A 19,549-nucleotide genomic window follows, 5' to 3' on the forward strand; every position below is an offset into this window, starting at 1 on the left:
TCCCTCCCTTCCCGCGGCACCTTACAAACCGCTTCTGTCAGCTGCCCTGAAGCACCTGGGTCGTCGTCACCTCGGGGCGCATGTCGAGGCGACGCAGCAGCTGCGCGTTGAGGGCGACGACGATCGTGGACAGGGACATCAGGATCGCCCCGATAGACATCGGCAGCACGAACCCGACCGGGGCGAGGACGCCTGCGGCCAGCGGCACCGAGATGAGGTTGTACCCCGCCGCCCACCACAGGTTCTGCTTCATCTTCCGGTAGCTCGCCCGAGACAGCTCCATCACCGACAACACAGAGCGGGGATCATCGCTGGCGAGGATCACCCCGGCCGACGCGATCGCCACATCGGTGCCCGCGCCGATCGCGATACCCACATCGGCCTGAGCAAGGGCGGGGGCGTCGTTGACGCCGTCGCCGACCATGACCACCTTGCGGCCCTCGCCCTGGAGCTGCTGCACCTTGGAGGCCTTGTCCTCGGGGCGCACCCCGGCGAAGAACCGGTCGATCCCGAGCTGGGCGGCGACGGTGGACGCGACGGCGTCCGCGTCGCCGGTGATCATCACGACCTGCACCCCGCGCGCGTGCAGAGCATCAACCGCCGTCTGCGACTCATCGCGGATCGCGTCCTCCAAGCGCAGCGCGCCCGCGGCCGTGCCGTCGATGAGCACGTGGAGGATGATCGCGCCCTCCGTGCGCCATTCGTCCGCGATCGGCAGCTCGGTCGCACCCTCCTGCTCGAGCAGGTACGGGCCGCCAACTTGCACGGTGCACCCGTCCACGGTGGCACGGACCCCGACAGCCGGGGAGGACGTGAATCCCGTCGCGGTCGGCAGGGTGAGGTGCTTCCCTGCGGCGCTGTCGACGATTGCGCGAGCCAGTGGGTGCTCCGAGTCCGATTCGGCCGCTGCGGCCAGAGCGAGCAGACGAGCAGGGTCGTGCCCGTTCGCGGGGTGGATGGCGGTGACGGCGGGGGTGCCTTTAGTGAGGGTGCCGGTCTTGTCGAAAAGGACCGTGTCGATGGTGCGCATGCTCTCCAGCGCGAGCCGGTCCTTGATCAGCACCCCGCCGCGCGCCGCGCGTTCGGTCGCGATGGACACCACCAGGGGAATCGCCAGCCCCAGCGCATGCGGGCAGGCGATCACCAGCACCGTGATGGTCCGCACCACCGCCACATCGGGAAGGCCGATCGCTGTCCATACCGCCGCGGTGATCGCGCCAGCTCCCAGGGCGAACCAGAACAGCAGGCCCGCGGCACGGTCGGCGATCCGCTGGGCTCTCGAGGAGGAGCTCTGCGCGTCGGCGACGAGACGCTGGATGCCGGCGAGAGCGGTGTTGTCGCCGACGGCGGTGATCTCCACCCGCACCCCGGAATCGGTGGCGACGGTGCCGGCGGTGACCTGGTCGCCTTCCGTGCGGCGCACCGGGCGGGACTCACCGGTGATCATCGCCTCGTCCATGCTCGCCGTCCCCTGCACCACCCTTCCGTCCGCGGGCACCCGGCCGCCGGGCCGAACCACCACCACGTCACCGACGCGAAGGTCTGCAGGTGCGACCGTGACCGTGGAGTCGCCCTCGACGCGCTCGGCCTCGTCCGGCAGGAGGGCGGCGAGAGAATCCAGCGCCGACGTCGTCTGCGCAAGCGACCTCATCTCGACCCAGTGACCGAGCAGCATGATCACGACCAGCAGCGCCAGCTCCCACCAGAAGTCGAGTTCGTGATGCAGCAGCCCCAGGCTCGCACCCCACGACGCGACGAACGCGACCGTGATCGCCAGCCCGATGAGGAGCATCATCCCCGGCTTGCGTGTGCGGATCTCACTGACCGCGCCCGACAGGAACGGGCGCCCGCCCCACACGTACATCACTGTGCCGAGGACCGGCGAGACCCAGCCCACCCACGGCGCGTCCGGCAGGGAGTAGGCCACGAGCATGGCGAACATGCTCGAGAACCCCACCACCGGGACGGCGAGGGCGAGCATGACCCAGAACAACCGGCGGAACTGCGCAACATGGTCCCCGTGGCCACCATGACCACCATGGTCGGCGTGGTTGCCGGGAGCGGTGTGGTCGTCGTGGCCGGTCATGCGGTGCTCGGACAAGTCATGGCCGGTGTGCCTGCTCTGCTCGCCGTGCGCGCCGTGGCGGTCGTGGGCATGTCCGCCCTGCGGATCGCCGTGAGCGGGTTCGGTGGCGACGGCCTCGCGCATCCCCTCCGCGGTCTGCTCGTCGTCGCCGTCACCCGAATCGTGGTGGTGCTCGTGGTGCTCGTGCTGGCTCATCGGAGCCTCCCTCTGCCGTGCCGATGTGTGATGGCGGTGGTGGGCGGCACTTCGCCCGGATGGGTCAGGCCGGTGTGTCCGCGACCGTGTACCCGGCCTCGTCGACGGCAGCCCGCACGGCGTCAAGATGCAGCGGGCTGCCGTGGCGGATGGTGACCGTCGAGGTTCCACCGGCGTTCAGGTCAACGCTCACCTGCTCGACACCCTCGAGTGCGACCAGCTCCTCCGTGACACTGGTCACGCAGTGCCCGCACGTCATCCCCTCTACGAAGATCTGTGTGGCGTCGAAGGGCGCTGTCGCAAGTCTTGCCGTGTCCTGCTGGGCGCTATCGGGGGCGGCGCAGCAGCTGCAGCCAGGGCCGGTTTCCTTCAGTCCCAGTTCGACTCGCTGGATCGTCATCATGGGTTCCTCTCATCGGGGTGGTCAGGAGCGCACGAGCCGGGCGATCGCCGCATTCGCCTCACGGATCTTCTCCTCCGCGACCGGGCCACCCTGCGCGGTCGCCTCGGCGACGCAGTGGCTGAGGTGATCACCCAGCAACGACAGTGCCACCGCTTCCAGCGCCTTCGTGGCCGCGGACACCTGAGTGAGGATGTCGATGCAGTACTCGTCGCTCTCCACCATCCGGGCGATGCCGTGCACCTGACCCTCAGCACGACGCAGCCGCTTCAGCAACGCCGTCTTGTTGTCCGCATACCCGTGCATGGCCCTCATACTATACCCCCGCGGGGTATATCAATCCCCTTCGGTGACCCGCCTCCCCGCCGTAGCGTCGCCCGCGCCGGGGAGAGCCCCCGGGGAAGGGACACCGTCATGACCGTTGCAGACCAGATGCTCGCCACTCACCCGAAGGTCGGCTCCGCCGCCGCGCAGGACACGCTTCTGCGCTGCATCGAGGCGTGTACCGAGTGCGCGCAGGCGTGCACCGCGTGCGCGGACGCGTGCCTGGGAGAGGACATGGTTGCCGACCTCGTCGCGTGCATCCGCAAGAACGCCGACTGCGCCGACATCTGCGCCACCACCGGCGCAGTGCTCACCCGGCAGACCGCGCCCGACGTCGCAACCCTCCGCGCCCTCCTCGAAGCCTGCCGCACGGCATGCGCGTCCTGCGCCGCCGAGTGCGAACAGCACGCCGAGATGCACGAGCACTGCCGCGTATGCGCCGAATCCTGCCGCCGCTGCGAGCAGGCCTGCACCGACCTGCTCGCCGCACTCTGAGTCCCGGCAGAACCCGCGACACCACAGTACCGCCACCTCAGCCATCCCCATTCGCACCAGGAGACGTCATGACCTCGAACGAGCACGCACCCAAGCACGAAGGCCAGAACGCAGCCGACGGCGGTCGAAAGGGCGAGCACGATCACTCCAAGCCCTGGAAGATGTACCTGCGGTTCGCGGCGATGATCCTCACTGGCATGGTCGTCATGTACTGGGTCATGTTCGTCGGCTCCTGGGAATGGAGCCACGTCCGCTTCAGCGAGAGCCGAGTCTTCATGGCCCTCACCATGGGCGGCACCATGGGGCTGGTCATGCTGGCCTGGATGCTCAACATGTACAAGAATGTCAAGGCCAACATCGCCGTCGTCGCCGCCAGCGTCCTCCTCATCGCCGGCGGAGTGGCGCTCGACCGCAGCCAGATCACCGTCGACGACACCGACTGGATGAGCGCGATGATCCCCCATCACTCCCTCGCAATCACCCGCTCCGAACGCGCCCAGATCCAGGACATCCGCGTCTGCGAACTCGCCGCCGAGATCAGCAAAGCCCAGCGCAACGAGATCCTCGAAATGGACTGGCTCATCGACGACATCAAGAAGAACGGCATCGCCGACACCCCTGGAGAAGCGGAAGCCCGCCCCGCTCCCACCTTCGACCGAACCGCACAGCGCGAGTGCCCCGCAGAGTGAACGGCTACCCGATGCAACACCGTCATGGATCAGAACTCTTGCCCCGAGCGACGGCATCGAATCGGTGGCACTCGCCATCAAAGAGCTGTCCCGTTAGACGATCCCTCACCGGGACACCGCTGAGGGGTGTGCGCGCATGTGCCACTCGTACATTTTGAAAAGGCGACACAATGAGGTCATGCGATCGTCGCGACGGAACCGACGGTGGGGCGTGCTTAGACGATCCTTCACCAGGACACTCGAGGATCGCGGTGCTGGATATCCTCGATGCTTCGACGATCTTGAGCGGCGAGGGGAGCTCTCGATGGTGAGCGACGCGGATACCGAGCCTCCGGTCCTGCTCTTCCTGCGCGCGATGGAGCGGGCGGCGAAGCGCTGGCCGCCGCTGCGTATCGAAGCGCTTGCGCATGTCGATGGCCGCTACGCCATCGTCATCTATCGAGAGCGGCCAGCCTTCACCCTCTCGGGGCACATCTTCGACATGCGCTGGCTACATGAAGCTTTCGAACCCAACAGTCCCGACGACCTGGCGTCGGCGATGATCGTCGAGATCGGTGAGCCGTCGGGTATGGGCCAGGAGCGTTTTTCACCCTGGCTACGCGAGCTGGTACCGACTGGGGAACGCGTCGGTTGGTTTGGTGACGCGCTCCCGCCCGACTCGGTGCCCGCACAAATCGCGCTGAAGGAATCGTCTCGATAGACGATTTTTCACCGGGACATCTTCTGAACTGCGACTTAGAGACGAGCTGGGTTGCGCATGCGGCGGCTGATCAGGGCGTCACGTCACGCTGGCGCCGTATCGGTGATCGAGAGGAAGAAGGCGTGGTGGCTCGATTCTTCGCACGTCTCGCATCCGCGGCAGCAGGAGCAGCCGTTGTCAGCGTGCTCCTTGCCAGCTGCACCGTGGACGACGCGCTGACCACGAGCTTCGGCGAAGACTCGGCTGCTTCCGTGTCCACGGAGGGACGCATTCAAGAGATTGCTCCTGAGGATCGCGGAGATCCTGTCGAGTTCGAGGGTGTGGACGAACACGGCCGGCATATCTCCTCCGACGACGTCGAAGGGGTCATGGTCGTCAACTTCTGGTACGCCGGATGCGGCCCTTGTCGAGCAGAGGCCCCTTTGCTTGAGGATGTGTGGTCCGAGTACGCCGCGGACGGAGTCCGTTTCATCGGCGTGAACATTTACGACCAGGCGGACACCGCTCTCGCGTTCGCTGAGACCTATGGCATCACCTACCCGAGCGTGATCGATGCTGACAGCGGACAGGTGCGACAGGCATTCGCCGGTCAGACGCCTCTGAACGCCACTCCTTCAACCCTCGTGCTGGACAGCGAGAACCGGGTGGCGGTTCGCATCGTCGGTCAGCTTCCGGATGCGTCCATCCTCTCCACACTTGTGGCGGACACGCAGGCCCAAAGCGGGACGTAGACGTTCGCCTGTCGGCGCCTCGGTACGGGCGCAGGACGTGCGTCCCCTTAGGCGATCCTCCACCGGGACACTTCAGGACCTGGAAGGTGTGGATATCTATCGGTCTCGCTGCTCTTGCTCCGAACGCTGTGCACGTTCCTGCTCCCGAATAGCGCGGGGCCCCAGCACGAAGAGGGCCGCGCCGCCGATGGACACCGCCGCCGAAGCCCCGAGCAGTGGTGGCCAGGGCAGAAAACCCGTCGCCGCAGCGATGATGGTTAGGGCGAACAACGCAATAGCGATCGGGCCGAGGATCCACCCCACCCAAAGTCGGTATCTGCGCATGCCCATGGGCCGATGCTACTCAGAGACCGTCCTGATAGGCCATCCCTTACCGGGCTCTCCAGAGTGTGCGCATGATAGCGATGACGTCGTCGAGGGGAATGTTCGCTTCCTCGCTTGCTTCGGCTACCGCGCGGATGCGCTCGATCACCGCCTGGGGGGCGCGCGAGGCGCCGGGAGCGACACGTGTGCCCGCGGCCGTGCGAGTGACGACGAGCCCTTCCTGCTCGAGGGTCTTGTAGGCCTTGGCGGCAGTGGCCTGAGCGACGGCAAGGTCTCGGGCGGTTTGCCGCACGGTGGGTAGGCGTTCTCCGTCTCCCAGTTGTCCGGACCGGATTGCTCCGCGGAAGAGCTCCGTGATCTCGTCCGCTGTCTTCGGCGCGGACGTCAGCTCGGTCATCGCACCGTCTCGACAGTGCTGGGCGTCGCCGCCTGCGTCCGACCGGCGGCGAAGGCTGCGCGGACCATGTCGACGATGAGGCGGAGCGCCAACGCAACTCCCGCTCCTTGTACGACGTAACCGGTGAGGTTCAGCGGACGTGCGATCTCGTTGTATCCGCCGTAGATCATCAGCCGCGGGATTGACATATCCTCGGTTACCCACTGATCATCCAGACCCACCGCGGACCCACCGACCGCACCCACATGCATCCACACAGCCCCGAGTGTGGCGAGAAGTCCAGCCAGCAGGACGAGACCGAGGATCCGCGCCGTCGCCTCCCGATCGGCGCGAGCGCCCCCGGTGCCGGCAGCGCTGCGCGCCAAGGGGCGGTTCGCGTCGGCACGCAACACGGCGAAGAGAACGACGAAGGCGACCGGCAGAGCGATGAGGGTGGCGAGGTGATTCGGCCAGCCGGCACCGGCCACATAGCCGAGTCCACTGTTGAAGTTCATGAAGATGGGGAGCGAGGTGTACTCGGGGACCTGTCCGAAGAAGGACGCATCTCTGGGAGCAGACACGGCGATGACCGTGTGCCACAACGCCGTCACTGCGATCAGCACGGTCGTCGCGCCCGTGACCCACAACAGGGCCGGGGAGAGGAACGCCCGCCATCTCTGGCGCGGCACGAGGGCGCGGTCCCCAGGTGCCGGCAACGGCACGCGCGCTAGCGCCACACCCGCGCCCAACACAATCAGAACAGCGACAGCGAGCGGAGCAGGGCGACGCCACCACCCGTCATAACCGGACGCGTCATACGTGAACGCCGCAGCGGCACTCATCAACGACGCGGTCAGCACAATAAGGGCCGCTCCCGCGGTCCCCACGACGAGGAGAACACGGGCTCGGTACTCCGTCCTAGGCAACGACACCAAACGGCGCGGCCGCAACCAGGAGAGCGCGAACAGCACCACGCCGAACGTCAGCGCGACTTCCAGCGGAAGCATGCGCTTCACATCAAGCAGGAACGTGAGGAACATCTCGACCTCTCCTCGGACGGCACCACGCCGGCCATACCTTGTACTGCGAACGTAGCACGAAATTGTACTGAACTCGCAGATCAAGTCCGCGGAGGCATCAGCCGGCCGATGTGTGCCGCTAGGCCATCCCTTACCGGACGCTGTCGTCTCGTCGTCGAAAAGAGTCAGTGACATAAGCGGCACTGGCCCGCTCGCCGTGGTGGCGAGCGGGCCAGCATGGATTCGCTCAGAGTCCTGGGGCCTCGTCGACGACGGTGGTCTTGACGAGGGTGCGCGTGTCCGGGACGGAGTCGGGGAGGATCCCGTTGCCGCCGATCTTGCTTGTGCTGGTCTGCGCGAGGGAGGTGATCATGCCCGTGGACGTGTCGAGCGTGACCTGCGTGAGACGGGTGTTCAGCCAGTTCCCGGACCGGTACTCGAGGGATGCGTGGTTCCCTTCGGCCTCTTCGAGGGTGATGCCGGGAACGAGCGCGAGTGCCCGGAGGGTGGCTGCCCGCAGGTCTGCGGGCATGAGGTTCGCGGCGAGGGTATCTGCCATCGCGTCCACGACCCACTGGTCGCTGACCTCGGAGTCGCCGGAATCGGCGCGGTACCACTCGAGAAGTGCGTGCGGGTCGCGTGGCATTTCGTTGTAGTACGGCCGGTACTGATCCAGCAGGTACTCGTGTGTGTCGCCTTCTGCTGCCGGGTACTCTCCTCCGGGAAGCACTTGGATGTCGGGCCAATAGCCGCTGCTCTCCGCGGCGTTGGCTTCCCAGTCCGCTGTCGCTTCGTCTGCCCGGTCACCGTACGAGGTCGTGACCCGCTGGTCCGCGCTTGCGTCCCAGACCCAGTCCCCAGCGCGATCGGCGGGGACGTAGAGGGCTCGCGTGTCCTGGACGACGAGACCGGCTTCCGCGTCTGCACGGTTGGCGTTGTTGAAGCGCATTCCGGCGTCATCTCCCATGTCGGCATCCCATCTGAGGAGCGACTCACTCGTCTCCTCGATGCGGAGGTACTGCCCCGGGGCGAGGGTGGTGTCGACCGCCGTGATCGTCACGTCCGCCGCATCTTCGAGGACGGCCGCGGCGGCGGGATCGACCTGGGCGGGAGCGAGGACGCCGACGGCGACCGCGGCCGTGGCCACGCCTCCCACCAGTGCGGTGGCAGCGAACCACCGCCGGCGGGCTCGCACACCGACGCGGTCGACGGTCGCGATCTCTCGCAGCAGCCTCTGTCGGGCGCTGTTGATGTCTGCTTCGCTCACCGAAGTGGCATCGGGATTCATGTCACGCACCTGCTCCAAGACGTCCATCTGTCTCCTCCTTCCCCATCCAGGTCAACCGGGCCGCGGTGTGCGATCCTGGGGGTGCGAGCTTTCGTCGCACCCGGTTCGACCGCGACGCGACCGTGCCGACGGGCACACCGAGCGCGACGGCCACCTCCTCTTGCGTGAGGTTGCCCCATGCGTACAGCAGCAACGTCTCGCGATCTCGCGCCGACAGGGCGGCGATCCGCGGCGCCAGGCCGCGCACCGCCGCTGCAGCATCCAGCCGGGTGGTCGCCCCGTCGATGCCGCCCTCGTAAGAGAAGTCCTCACGATGAGCAGAAGCCGACGCAGCCTGCCACTGCCGAACCTCATCCGCACGATGCTTCTTCATCACCCGAGAGGCGATGCCGAGCAGCCAAGGGCGGGCGCTTTTCCACGCAGTATCGAAGTCCCCGCGACGTCGGAATGCCACGAGGAACGTCTCGCTGAGGACGTCCTCGACAGCGTCGGCTCCGACGCGTCGGCGGATGAACGCCGCAACCGACGCCGAGTGCCGCTCGAAGAGCTCCGCGAATGCGCGAGGGGATTCCCGCGACCGGGAGAGGATCTCACTGTCTGTGCTCACACTAGGTATTGCTCTCTCCGGTCCAAACCCTTCACAGAATCTTCGAGCCCGCCGCACAAGCGAGATGGGCGGGTCGTGTTGGGCGCACAGACGAGGCCCGCTCCGAGGGTGCTGAGCTCACATCATTCTGTCCCCCTCGACGCACGTTCCGTCTCGCCAGGAAGACCAGCCGACGGGAGGCGGCCCACCTGCAAGCGGGTGACGCGATAGGGGATCCTTCACCGGGACACCTGCGCGGAGATCTGAGCGAGGTGAGTGCGGGTCCCACTTCACTCCGCTGCATCCGCCCTTCCGCGGCGGCTTGCCCGACTAGAACGTCCTCGTTAGAGCCAGCCGAAAACGATCGTTTTCGGTCGCATCGCGAAGCAGCGCTTGTATCCGCGCCGCAAACGTGTGTCAAAACCCGGTTTCGGCGGGGGTTTTCGGGGAGGTGTCGGGGCGGCATAGTTCTGACCATGCGGTCCGGTTGGTGTGAGGGTCCAAACCGCTCCGCCGACCCACAGCGACGCCTACGACGCCGATGCGTGGCCTCGGTTGAGAACGAATCGCTGTAGTGCAGGGACGGCGGCTCCGCGGCACCACTCTTCGTTCGAGTCGGTGGTGAGGACCATCGGCACGGGGGATGCGCGGGGATCCCGCTGTTGGAGGACTGCGGCTTGGACAGCAGGCAGAGTGTCTCTGATGAGCCCAATACCCTCGCCCCCGACTATGACGAGCTCGGGCGCCGTGAGGTTCGCCACGGCGGCCACTAGCTTGCCGAAGGCTAGTCCGGCGCGCTCAAATATGCTTCTGACTGCCTCGTTTCCTTGGTGGTGCAGGTCGAGAAGGCTCGGCCAAGGCTGATGTTGCCCGAGAGCTTCCGCTGCCTGGCGCTCGATGAAGGGAGTGGTCAACATCGATTCGGCGCACCCGCGATGGCCTTGGCTGCAGGTTGGCCCAAGGGGATCGAGGGGCCAGTGGCCGACGAGGCCAACACCTGAGTCGGGGCCGAGTAGCGGCGCACCGTTAGCGACACATCCGTAGCCCACACCGACCCCGAGGGTCAGGACGGCGAAGTTGCTGTGTCCGGAGCCTTCTCCGAACCAGTGCACCGCCCGTGTGTAAGCCTCCAGATCGTTCGCGCACGCAGTTCGCAGGCCGGTTGCTCCTTCGACCATGGCTGCGAGGGGAACAGCATTCCACTTTAAGAACGGTGCAGACTCGATAAGGTCATCGTCTCCGACCACTCCGCCAACCGCGATGCCGATGCCATCGAGCACGAACTCGGTTGAGAAGTATGAGGTGAGGCTGACGACGCAGTCAGCAACCTCTTGAGGATCACCCTCATGCCTCACGATCCGTATGGGTGTAACTGATTCCCCACGGAGGTTCACGACCACTGCCGTCAGCGTGTCCACAGACACCTTGACGCCCAGGAAGTGATGTGATTCAGCGACAACGTCGAGGAGCGTGGACGGCCTCCCTCGACCCTCGACGATCTGGCCAGACTCCACGAGCAGTCCTCCGGCGATCAGCTCGGAGCTAGCTCGCGTCAACGTAGCCGGCGCAAAGTTCAGTCGTCGAGCGATGTCCGTCCGGCTGAGTGGGCCATGCAGGAGCACCTCGAGGGCAACTTCCTGAGCTGCTCGATCGCGCGGATCCCAAACCATGATTTCTTCGTCCGTGAAGCAAATGTTGTCGAAGCAGACGATACAGCAGGTACTTGCAGTTCTTTAACTTCATATGCTCAAATAATTGGGCGGTCCAGGAACCGCCCGAAATGGAGACTGCAATGAGGCACACACGTTTCGCTTCTGCCGGCGCACTCGTCGCTGTTGGAGGCATCATCCTCGCCGGATGTTCATCCGCGAACGCGCCGGCCGAGGACATCACACTCACCTTCTGGGGAACATACGGCAATGGAGGTAACAGCGCCCAGACGGAGGTGCTGGAGAACGAACTGATCCCGGCGTTTGAGGAAGCCAACCCGGGGGTGTCGGTGAACTACGTCGACATGCCGTACGACGGTCTCAAGCAGAAGCTGACGACGAGCGCGGCCGGAGGAGAGCTCCCTGATCTGATTCGCTCGGACATCGGGTGGGTGTCGCAGTTCGCACAGCTTGGTGTGTACCGCAAGCTCAGCGGTGAGATGCCCGACTTCAAAAAGCTGGCCGCCGATGTCTACCCTGGCACGCTCGAGACAACGGCGTGGAATGGCGACTACTACGGCCTCCCGCTCAACACGAACACTCGCGTCCTCGTCACCGACAAGACCGCACTCGACGCTGCTGGCATCGAGGCGCCGCCGGCAACTTTCGACGACCTCCGCGAGATGGCTGAGGCTCTGGAGGGGACGGATGTTGCCGCGTTCGCGGACAGTGGGCTGAGCGCGTGGAATGTGATGCCATGGATCTGGTCCGCCGGCGGAGACATCGCCGATTCGGACCTGACCAAAGCATCGGGTTACTTGGACAGCCCGGAAAGCGTGTCGGGTGTGCAGCTTCTGGTGGATCTATATCAAGCGGGGCAGATTCCCAACCTGATCACCGGCAACACGGGTGCAACGTCCACGAGCGACGGCCTTCCGACCAACGCCTACGCGAGCATTCTGGACGGTCCGTGGATGCAGGACATCTGGGCTGGGCAGTACCCCGACTTTGAGCCAATCTATGCGCCTGTGCCCGCAGGCGACGGAGGATCAATCAGCGTCGTCGGCGGGGAGAGCATCGTCGTCACCGAAGGCACTGCTCATGCCGACGCGGCGTACGATTTCGTCGCCTTCACCCAGTCAGAGCAGTACCAGCTCGGGATGGCTCAGGCGGGCCAGATGTCGGTCAAGCCGTCCCTGGCAGAGAAGCAGGCCGAACTCGTGCCCTACTTCGGCGCATTCGCAGACCAGCTTGAAACCGCACGGGCCCGACTCCCGATCCCGCAGGCCGGTGAAGTGGACACCATCCTCAACACCGAACTCGTCCCCGCCTTCGAGGGAACCACCACGGTGGAAGCGGCTCTTGCCTCGGCTGCGGCGCAGATCGATGAGCTCCTCGCGGAGAACCAGAACTAGTGACAGCTCTCACCACTGAGCGGGAGGCGCGCGTCGCCTCCCGCTCAGTTCCCACAAGCCATCGTTCACGGCGCTTCGACGCGACGCCGTGGCTGTTCATCATGCCGGGCGCGATTCTGTTTGCTGTATTCATCGTGTACCCGATGGTCCAGGCCGGCCAGATGAGCCTGTACGACTGGAACATCCTCCGCGGAGCTGCGAGCGAGTTCGTCGGCTTCGACAACTACATTCGCGCCTTCAACGACGACCGGTTCTGGTTGAGTCTGGCGAACAGCGGGATCTACATGCTGTTCACCGTGCCACCCCAGATCGTTCTCGGTTTGGCGATCGCCATGCTGTTGCGATCGAAGGCACCAGCGCAGCCCCTCTTCCGCGTGCTGTTCTACCTTCCGGTAGTGACGAGCTGGGTCGTTGTCTCCCTTCTGTTCAAGTACCTGTTCGCAGACCAGGGACTCGTGAACTTCGTGCTCGGATCCGACACCTCATGGCTCTCGAACCGGTGGACAGCGCTCGTGGCCATCTGCGCGCTAGGCGTGTGGAAAGGCATCGGCTGGTCCATGATGATCTTCCTCGCAGCCCTTCAGGGCGTACCCCAGTCCCTCGAGGAAGCAGCAGCGCTTGACGGTGCGAACTGGTGGCAACGGTTCCGAGCGGTCACAGTGCCCGCCATCTGGCCGGCGATGCTGTTCGTCATCGTCATGCTCGTCATCGGCGGCTTCAACGTTTTCACGTCCGTTCTCCTGATGACCGCAGGCGGTCCGGGCGGCCAGACGGAAGTCCTGCTCACCTTCATGTACCAGCAAGCGTTCTCCAACCTCGACTTCGGCTACGGGGCAGCCCTGGCAGTCCTTCTCACCCTCGTCGTCTTCGTTTTCTCCGTGATCCAGTTGAGGGTCTTCCGCGACCGAACCGATGAGGAACTGTCATGAGGCGCCGACAACAGGGCACCCGCGCTCTCACCGCCCTTCGTCTCGTTGCCCTGATCGCAGGCGCGGCAGTGATGACGACGCCGTTCCTGTACATGCTGTCGACGTCCTTCAAGCCGCAAGCATTCGTCCTCACGACACCGCCGCAGTTCATCCCAGACCCCTTCACCTGGAGTAACTACGCGCAGGCGTGGACAACTCAGGACTTCGCGCGGTACGCCGCCAACTCCGTCATCGTCGCCGTCATCTCAACGGCACTGTCCGTACTAATCAGCTCGATGATGGCTTACGGATTCGCGCGATTCGAGTTCCGGGGCCGCGAAGTAGTGTTCCGGATTCTCCTCATAGGACTCATGGTCCCGGCGATGATGCTGATCATCCCGCAGTTCGTGCTGGCCAAGTACTTCAACCTCCTCGACTCCCTCGCGGGGCTCATCGTGTTCTACGTTGCGGGGTCCCTCGCCCTCAACGTGTTCCTCCTTCGAGGATTCTTCGCCGCGTTACCCGGAGAACTTGATCAAGCAATGCAGATCGACGGTGCAAACGCATGGACTCGCTACTGGCGACTCGCCATCCCTCTCGCCCGACCGGCGCTTGCAACCGCGACGATTTTCACATTCTTGGCGAGCTGGGACGAGTTCGCGTGGGCTCTCACAATCATCAACAACCCCGATAACCGGACGTTGCCGATCGCGATCCAGCTTTTTCAGGGGCAGAACGCCACCCAATGGGGCCTCGTCTTCGCAGCCTCAGTGATCGCCATCATCCCGGTAATCGTCGTGTACCTCGTTTTCCAGCGCCACTTCGTACAAGGCCTCACCTCGGGGGCCGTCAAAGGATGACCATGACAGACACCACCTTGCTGCCCACGCGCGCGACGTATGCCCCAGGCCAGGGCATCTCCATCGATATCGAGCGGCCCGAGTCCGGCAGCTACTCGGGCGAAATCTCAGTATGGAAGCTCGGAGAGATCGTCTCTCGCTTCCCCGTCGCGAACGTCACTCGCTGGGATGGGCCAACACTGCCTGAAGGCTCCTACGGCATCGAATTGACAATCGATGGCGAGCTCTGCGGTCGGACGGCAGTGGAGGTCACCTCCACCCCCCGCGCACGGCTGCGATACGGCTTCGTTGCGAGCTACAGCCCCGGGAAGGATGCAACTGCCTGTGCAAATCTCGCCCGGCGCCTCCACCTCAACAGCATCCAGTTCTACGACTGGGCCTACCGGCATGCCGACCTGATGGGTGGGGGCGAGAGCTACACAGATGCCCTTGACCAGACCATCAGCCTGGACACCGTCCGAAACTTGATCGCGGCATACCGCGACGTAGGCACTGACTCCATCGGATACGCAGCCGTCTACGCGGCGGGACCAGAAGAGTGGCCGGCGTGGAAGCAGCACGCACTCCTCCGCCCGACCGGAGAACCATACGCACTCGGCGACTTCCTGTTCATCCTCGACCCTGCCGCGCCGGAATGGCTGTCTCATTTCCGCGGCGAACTCAGCCGGACGAGCGTCGCGCTGGGATTTGACGGCTACCACCTGGATCAATACGGCTACCCCAAATTCGCGGCGACACCGGATGGCACTGCGGTGAACGTCGCGGAGTCATTCGCCACCCTGGTCACGCAGGTCCGTGACGAGCTGCCCGACGCGCGACTCATCTTCAACAACGTCAACGACTTTCCTACGTGGCGCACCGCGTCGCTCCCTCAAGACGCCGTCTACATCGAGCCATGGGAACCCAACGTCACGCTCGAGTCCCTCGCGCGCATCACGCGCCGCGCGCGGTCTGCCGCGGGCGGGCAACCGATCGTATTGGCCGCGTACCAGCACATTTATGACAGCGTCGACGCCCGGACCGGCGACCGCTCGACAGCATTCACCATGGCCACGCTCTTCTCCCACGGTGCGACTCAGCTGCTCGCAGGCGAGGGCGGGCACCTGCTCGTGGACCCGTACTACGTGCGCAATCAGGAAGCCGCGGAGGAGACCTTGTCCTTCTTGGCTCGGTGGTACGACTTCCTCGTCGAACACGACGAGATCCTCATGAGTTCCGACCTGCACGAGGTGACATCGTCGTATGTGGGGGAGTACAACGGTGACCTCGATGTCACCTACCCCACAGCCCCCGTGGCATCTGACCCAGGAGGTGGCGTCGTCTGGCGTCGAGTGGTGTCGCACGGATCAGACCTGATCGTCCACCTCATCAACCTCGCCCAGCAGGTCGACACCCAGTGGGATGCCGCCCGCGAGCTGCCTGTCGCGGTCGACGGAGGCGCCCTTCGCATGCGACACATCCCGGGCCGCACCCCCCGCATCCGCGTCGCCGACCCAGACGGCATCGGCCGTCTCACCCAGGTTCCCGTTCGCATCGAGGGTGACTACGTCATCGCCGAGCTTCCTCCACTCCACGTCTGGCAGGTCCTGCATGTCACTTACTGAGCTCTCATCCAACGTGTTTTCCAGGTCCAAGAAGGACTGGTGGAAAAGCGCAGTCGTCTACCAGGTGTACCCACGAAGCTTCCAAGACTCAAACGGCGACGGCATCGGAGACCTGCGAGGCATCCTCGGTCGCCTGGATCACCTGCAGCGCCTCGGCGTGGACGTCATCTGGCTGTCACCGATCTACCGCTCACCGCAGGCGGACAACGGCTACGACATCAGCGACTACGAGCAGATCGACCCCGTCTTCGGGACGTTTGCGGACTTCGACGAACTCCTCGATGGAGCTCATCGCCGAGGCATCAAGATCGTCATGGACCTGGTGGTCAACCACACATCCGACCAGCACCCGTGGTTCATCGAATCGCGGTCCTCGATCACCAATCCCAAGCGGGATTGGTACATCTGGCGGGATCCACGCCCCGGCTCCACTCCGGGACGGCCCGGGAGCGAACCCACGAACTGGAAGTCCTTCTTCTCTGGATCCACCTGGGAGCTGGATACGACCACCGGTCAGTATTACCTGCACCTCTTCGACCGCCGTCAGCCTGACCTCAACTGGGAAAACGACGACATGCGCGCGGCGGTGTACGCAATGATGCGTCGCTGGTTGGACCGCGGAGTCGATGGCTTCCGAATGGACGTCATCAACCTCATTTCGAAGGATCCCGCTTACCCTGACGCCCCTGGTGCGTTCGACAGCTATGGCGATGGTTTCTCCTTCTACGCACACGGTCCCCGCCTCCATGAGTACCTGCAGGAGATGAACCGGGAGGTGTTTGCGGGACGCGACGGGATGCTGACCGTTGGCGAGATGCCCGGGGTGACGACCACGCAGGCGAAGGCGTTCACAGACCCGGAGCGACACGAGCTCAACATGGTTTTCCAGTTCGAGCATGTGGGACTCGACCACGGCGAGGGCTCGAAATTCGCGCACCAACCTCTGCGACCGGGCGACCTTGCCGAGTCATTCACAACCTGGCAGGACGCTCTCGCCGAGACCGGTTGGAACAGTCTCTACCTGTCCAACCATGACCAGCCACGGCCCGTTAGCAGGTTCGGTGACGACGAGACCTGGTGGCGGGAGTCGGCGACCGCACTCGCCACCATCCTTCACATGCAGCGCGGGACGCCGTACATCTATCAGGGCGAAGAGATCGGGATGACGAATCACCCATTCCCGACCGTCTCCTCGCTCCGCGACATCGAAAGCCTCAACCATCTCTCCCACGAGGTCGACGCAGGCGCTTCGGAGGTCCTAGTGCTCCGCGACATTCGCCGAATAGGACGCGATAACGCTCGCACGCCCGTGCAGTGGACCAGCCACCCACTCGCCGGGTTTACAGAGGGCACGCCCTGGATCGACGTCAACCCCAACACGTCATGGCTCAACGCAAACGCGCAGTACGGACAGCCCGGCTCTGTCTTCGAGCACTACCGATCGCTCATCGCCCTGCGCCACGAGCTCCCCGTTGTCGCTCTTGGGTCCTTCCGACGCATCGATACGGACTCGCGGGCGGTCTTCGCATTCGAGCGCCGTCTGGAAGCAGCAACCCTGATCGTGATCGCGAATCTCTCGTCGACGAACACCAGAGTCGACCTCAGCGACGAACTTCCCACCATCTGGTCGAGTCGTCTCTTGCTCTCCAACTGGACAGACGGGCAGGCCAGCGGCCAGCAGTTCCGTCCGTGGGAAGCCCGCGTCTACAGCCTCTGATCGCCTTCTTCCAAGGGGTGGGCACCCGACAACGTAGTCAGGAGAATGAACGTGAGGAAATTCACAAATCGGTTGCTTGGCATCACCGCCGCCGCGACCCTCGTCGCGGCCGGGGTTGTGCTCCCAGCGCTACCAGCCGCAGCCGCAACGGTAAGCGACGCGTGGACAGACAAGGCGCGATACGCCCCCGGTCAACAGGTCACTGTAACCGCCGAGGTCGCAGGAACCGGCAGCGTGCAGTTCTCCCTGGTGCACCTCGGTGTCGTCGTACAGACGGGAACTGTCCAAGCCACCGGAGCCGGAACAGTGAGCTGGACCGTCACGCCACCGACCGCTGACTTCACCGGGTACATGGTGCACGTCGACGCGGGGACCACTGCGACCCAGACAGCGATCGACGTTTCCAGCACCTGGACACGATTTCCACGAATGGGCTACCTCGACGAATACCCCGCCGGCATGACTGCAACCGAGCGAGAGGAAGTCGTTTCCGAACTGTCGGAGAAGTATCACCTCAACGCGCTGCAGTATTACGACTGGATGTGGCGCCACGAGGCCCCAATCGAGCGCGACAGCTCGGGCGAGCTCGTCGACACATGGACCGCGTGGAACGGCGATGTGATAGCCCCCTCCACGGTGTCCGGACTTATCGACGCGGGACACGAGCTCAACATGGCCGCGTTGCCATACTCCATGAGCTACGCCGCCCTCGAGGGATTCACTACGAACGGAGTGAGCGCCGACTGGCGCTTGAAGTACGCGAAAGACGGCACCGACTGGAAGTTCCAGATGTTGCCCAACCGTCCCGACACCAACTTGTGGATCATGGATCCGACCAACACCGACTGGCGGGACCACATCACCGCGCAGTACTCCGATCAAATCGACACGTTCGATTTCGACGGCACCCACATCGACCAACTCGGCAACTGGGGAGACGGCGCCTCGAACGGCGGCATGACCGATGCCGCGGGCAACCCTGTCGACATCCCCATCGGATTCCGTGACCTCGTTGCAGACACCCGCGAACAGACCGGCAAGCCTGTCGGCTTTAACGCGGTCGACGGGTTCGCGGGCTCATCCCTCGCTAGCTCGAGCAGCGACTACCTCTACACCGAGCTGTGGGAAAACCACGAGACGTACGCCGAAGTCCAGGACTACCTCGCCACCCAGCGTGCGCAGTCCGGAGGAAAGGCAGCTGTCACCGCCGCATACCTGAACTACTGAAGCAACACGGGCGACCGCTACGAGGCGGAAGCAGGAGTCCGAGTTGGTGTCGGCACCAACACCAATCACCCGGGCTACTCGGGGTCCGGATTCGTTGACCAGTTCGGGGACATCGGCGACAGCGTCACTCTCAGTGTGAACGTTCCAGAGTCGCGCCGGTACGGAATTGTGCCCGCCTGGACCAACGGCACCGGAAACACCGCAACAAGAACCGTATGGGTCGACGGTGTGAAAACGGGCACGCTGCGGATGTCCCCAACCAACGGGTGGGACGCCTGGAACACCGAAGCCGGCTTCGGCACCTACCTGTCAGCTGGTAATCACACCATCAAGGTGTCCGTGGAGTCCACAGATACGGGGTTCATCAACCTCGACAGCATCACCCTAGGAACCTTCAACACCCCTTCCGTGCAGCTCGCAAACGCCGCACTCGCGGCCAGTGGGGCCACGCACATCGAGATGGGCCAGGGGGATCAGATGCTTGTCGCTCCGTACTTCTTGGACGACTCCAAGCAGATGAGCAACGAACTCCAGAAATGGATGGGGTCCTACTACGACGTGGTCACGGGATACGAAAACCTGTTCTACGGACCCACGCTGCGCCAGCTTCCCAACGCAGTCGAAGTGACGGGACACACGGTCAGCGACGACGGCACCGCCGACACCATCTGGGCGACGCCAATGCGAAACGACGGACGGGACATCCTGCACCTCATCAACCTGGAGGGCAACGACGATCGCTGGCGCGAGCCTGCTGCGTCCGCACCTGCGCTGACGAACCTGCCGGTCAAGTACTACTTGGACGACAAGCCGTTCCCCTCCACCATCCGCGTCGCAAGTCCAGACAACGGCGGACGTTCCCAGACTCTGAACTTCACAACGGGCACAGACGGGGGCGGCAAATTTGTCTCCTTCACCGTCCCCCAGCTCAAGAACTGGAGCTTCGTCTACTTCGG

The 19,549-nt window shown here is 64.4% G+C and carries 18 protein-coding genes and 1 pseudogene; 11 read left to right on the forward strand and 8 right to left on the reverse strand.

The features are described from left to right. Positions 1-37: 37 nt before the first annotated feature. The 3 genes from D7D94_RS03175 to D7D94_RS03185 all read right to left on the reverse strand — a co-directional run bounded on the left by D7D94_RS03175 (position 38) and on the right by D7D94_RS03185 (position 2,987). On the reverse strand, positions 38-2,281 hold the full coding sequence (locus D7D94_RS03175) for a heavy metal translocating P-type ATPase (protein WP_425486979.1): 2,244 nt from the start codon (positions 2,279-2,281) through the stop codon (positions 38-40). 64 nt (positions 2,282-2,345) lie between these two features. Continuing rightward, on the reverse strand, positions 2,346-2,681 hold the full coding sequence (locus D7D94_RS03180; protein ID WP_156241181.1) for a heavy-metal-associated domain-containing protein: 336 nt from the start codon (positions 2,679-2,681) through the stop codon (positions 2,346-2,348). 24 nt (positions 2,682-2,705) lie between these two features. Continuing rightward, on the reverse strand, positions 2,706-2,987 hold the full coding sequence (locus tag D7D94_RS03185; RefSeq protein ID WP_156241182.1) for a metal-sensitive transcriptional regulator: 282 nt from the start codon (positions 2,985-2,987) through the stop codon (positions 2,706-2,708). A 108-nt stretch (positions 2,988-3,095) separates the two neighbouring features. Here D7D94_RS03185 and D7D94_RS03190 point away from each other — a divergent pair, with 108 nt between their 5' ends. The 4 genes from D7D94_RS03190 (at position 3,096) to D7D94_RS03205 (ending at position 5,620) form a co-directional block, all read left to right on the forward strand. After that, entirely contained in the window at positions 3,096-3,500 is a 405-nt protein-coding gene (locus tag D7D94_RS03190) for a four-helix bundle copper-binding protein (RefSeq protein ID WP_156241183.1), read from the forward strand. Positions 3,501-3,568: 68 nt separating this feature from the next. Then, positions 3,569-4,189: a DUF305 domain-containing protein gene (locus D7D94_RS03195; protein ID WP_246171858.1), complete on the forward strand. Its 621-nt coding sequence runs from the start codon at positions 3,569-3,571 to the stop codon at positions 4,187-4,189. A gap of 304 nt (positions 4,190-4,493) precedes the next feature. Continuing rightward, entirely contained in the window at positions 4,494-4,889 is a 396-nt protein-coding gene (locus D7D94_RS03200) for a hypothetical protein (protein ID WP_156241184.1), read from the forward strand. 125 nt (positions 4,890-5,014) lie between these two features. Beyond that, positions 5,015-5,620, forward strand: a complete 606-nt coding sequence (locus D7D94_RS03205; protein ID WP_173024227.1) for a TlpA family protein disulfide reductase — start codon at positions 5,015-5,017, stop codon at positions 5,618-5,620. A 370-nt stretch (positions 5,621-5,990) separates the two neighbouring features. On the opposite strand, the gene D7D94_RS03210 is transcribed toward D7D94_RS03205, so the two are convergent. From D7D94_RS03210 to D7D94_RS03230, 5 genes are all read right to left on the reverse strand, one after another. After that, entirely contained in the window at positions 5,991-6,341 is a 351-nt protein-coding gene (locus D7D94_RS03210) for a GntR family transcriptional regulator (RefSeq protein WP_156241185.1), read from the reverse strand. Continuing rightward, positions 6,338-7,360 carry a hypothetical protein gene (locus tag D7D94_RS03215; RefSeq protein ID WP_156241186.1) on the reverse strand — a complete coding sequence of 341 codons (1,023 nt, stop codon included), beginning with the start codon at positions 7,358-7,360 and terminating at the stop codon, positions 6,338-6,340. Before D7D94_RS03215 ends, D7D94_RS03210 begins: the two co-directional genes overlap by 4 nt. A 226-nt stretch (positions 7,361-7,586) precedes the next feature. Further along, on the reverse strand, positions 7,587-8,654 hold the full coding sequence (locus tag D7D94_RS03220) for a hypothetical protein (protein ID WP_173024228.1): 1,068 nt from the start codon (positions 8,652-8,654) through the stop codon (positions 7,587-7,589). After that, the gene (locus tag D7D94_RS03225; protein ID WP_343032142.1) at positions 8,629-9,291 is read right to left on the reverse strand and encodes an RNA polymerase sigma factor; all 663 of its coding nucleotides are present in this window, start codon (positions 9,289-9,291) and stop codon (positions 8,629-8,631) included. The genes D7D94_RS03220 and D7D94_RS03225 overlap by 26 nt, the downstream gene beginning before the upstream one ends. Before the next feature lie 452 nt (positions 9,292-9,743). After that, a complete protein-coding gene (locus D7D94_RS03230; RefSeq protein ID WP_246171859.1) occupies positions 9,744-10,727 on the reverse strand; it encodes an ROK family protein in 984 nt (327 codons plus the stop codon). Positions 10,728-11,005: 278 nt separating this feature from the next. On the opposite strand from D7D94_RS03230, the gene D7D94_RS03235 reads away from it, so the two are divergent. The 7 genes and pseudogenes from D7D94_RS03235 to D7D94_RS14425 form a co-directional block, all read left to right on the forward strand. Beyond that, complete coding sequence (locus D7D94_RS03235) at positions 11,006-12,277, forward strand: extracellular solute-binding protein (protein ID WP_246171860.1); 1,272 nt, start codon at positions 11,006-11,008, stop codon at positions 12,275-12,277. After that, positions 12,277-13,206, forward strand: coding sequence for a carbohydrate ABC transporter permease (locus tag D7D94_RS03240; protein WP_246171861.1), 930 nt, complete (start codon positions 12,277-12,279; stop codon positions 13,204-13,206). Before D7D94_RS03235 ends, D7D94_RS03240 begins: the two co-directional genes overlap by 1 nt. A 71-nt stretch (positions 13,207-13,277) precedes the next feature. Beyond that, complete coding sequence (locus D7D94_RS03245) at positions 13,278-14,045, forward strand: carbohydrate ABC transporter permease (protein WP_216648683.1); 768 nt, start codon at positions 13,278-13,280, stop codon at positions 14,043-14,045. Between the two features lie 2 nt (positions 14,046-14,047). Beyond that, the gene (locus D7D94_RS03250; protein WP_156241192.1) at positions 14,048-15,649 is read left to right on the forward strand and encodes a glycoside hydrolase family 66 protein; all 1,602 of its coding nucleotides are present in this window, start codon (positions 14,048-14,050) and stop codon (positions 15,647-15,649) included. Further along, positions 15,636-17,366: a glycoside hydrolase family 13 protein gene (locus D7D94_RS03255; protein WP_156241193.1), complete on the forward strand. Its 1,731-nt coding sequence runs from the start codon at positions 15,636-15,638 to the stop codon at positions 17,364-17,366. The genes D7D94_RS03250 and D7D94_RS03255 overlap by 14 nt, the downstream gene beginning before the upstream one ends. Positions 17,367-17,417: 51 nt before the next feature. After that, entirely contained in the window at positions 17,418-18,593 is a 1,176-nt protein-coding gene (locus D7D94_RS14330; RefSeq protein ID WP_216648684.1) for a glycoside hydrolase family 66 protein, read from the forward strand. Positions 18,594-18,620: 27 nt separating this feature from the next. After that, positions 18,621-19,532 (forward strand): annotated as a pseudogene (locus D7D94_RS14425) (glycoside hydrolase family 66 protein); the annotation flags it as partial. Between the last annotated feature and the right edge of the window lie 17 nt (positions 19,533-19,549).

Source organism: Microbacterium oryzae (assembly GCF_009735645.1).
In the GTDB taxonomy this organism is placed as follows: Bacteria; Actinomycetota; Actinomycetes; order Actinomycetales; family Microbacteriaceae; genus Microbacterium; species Microbacterium oryzae.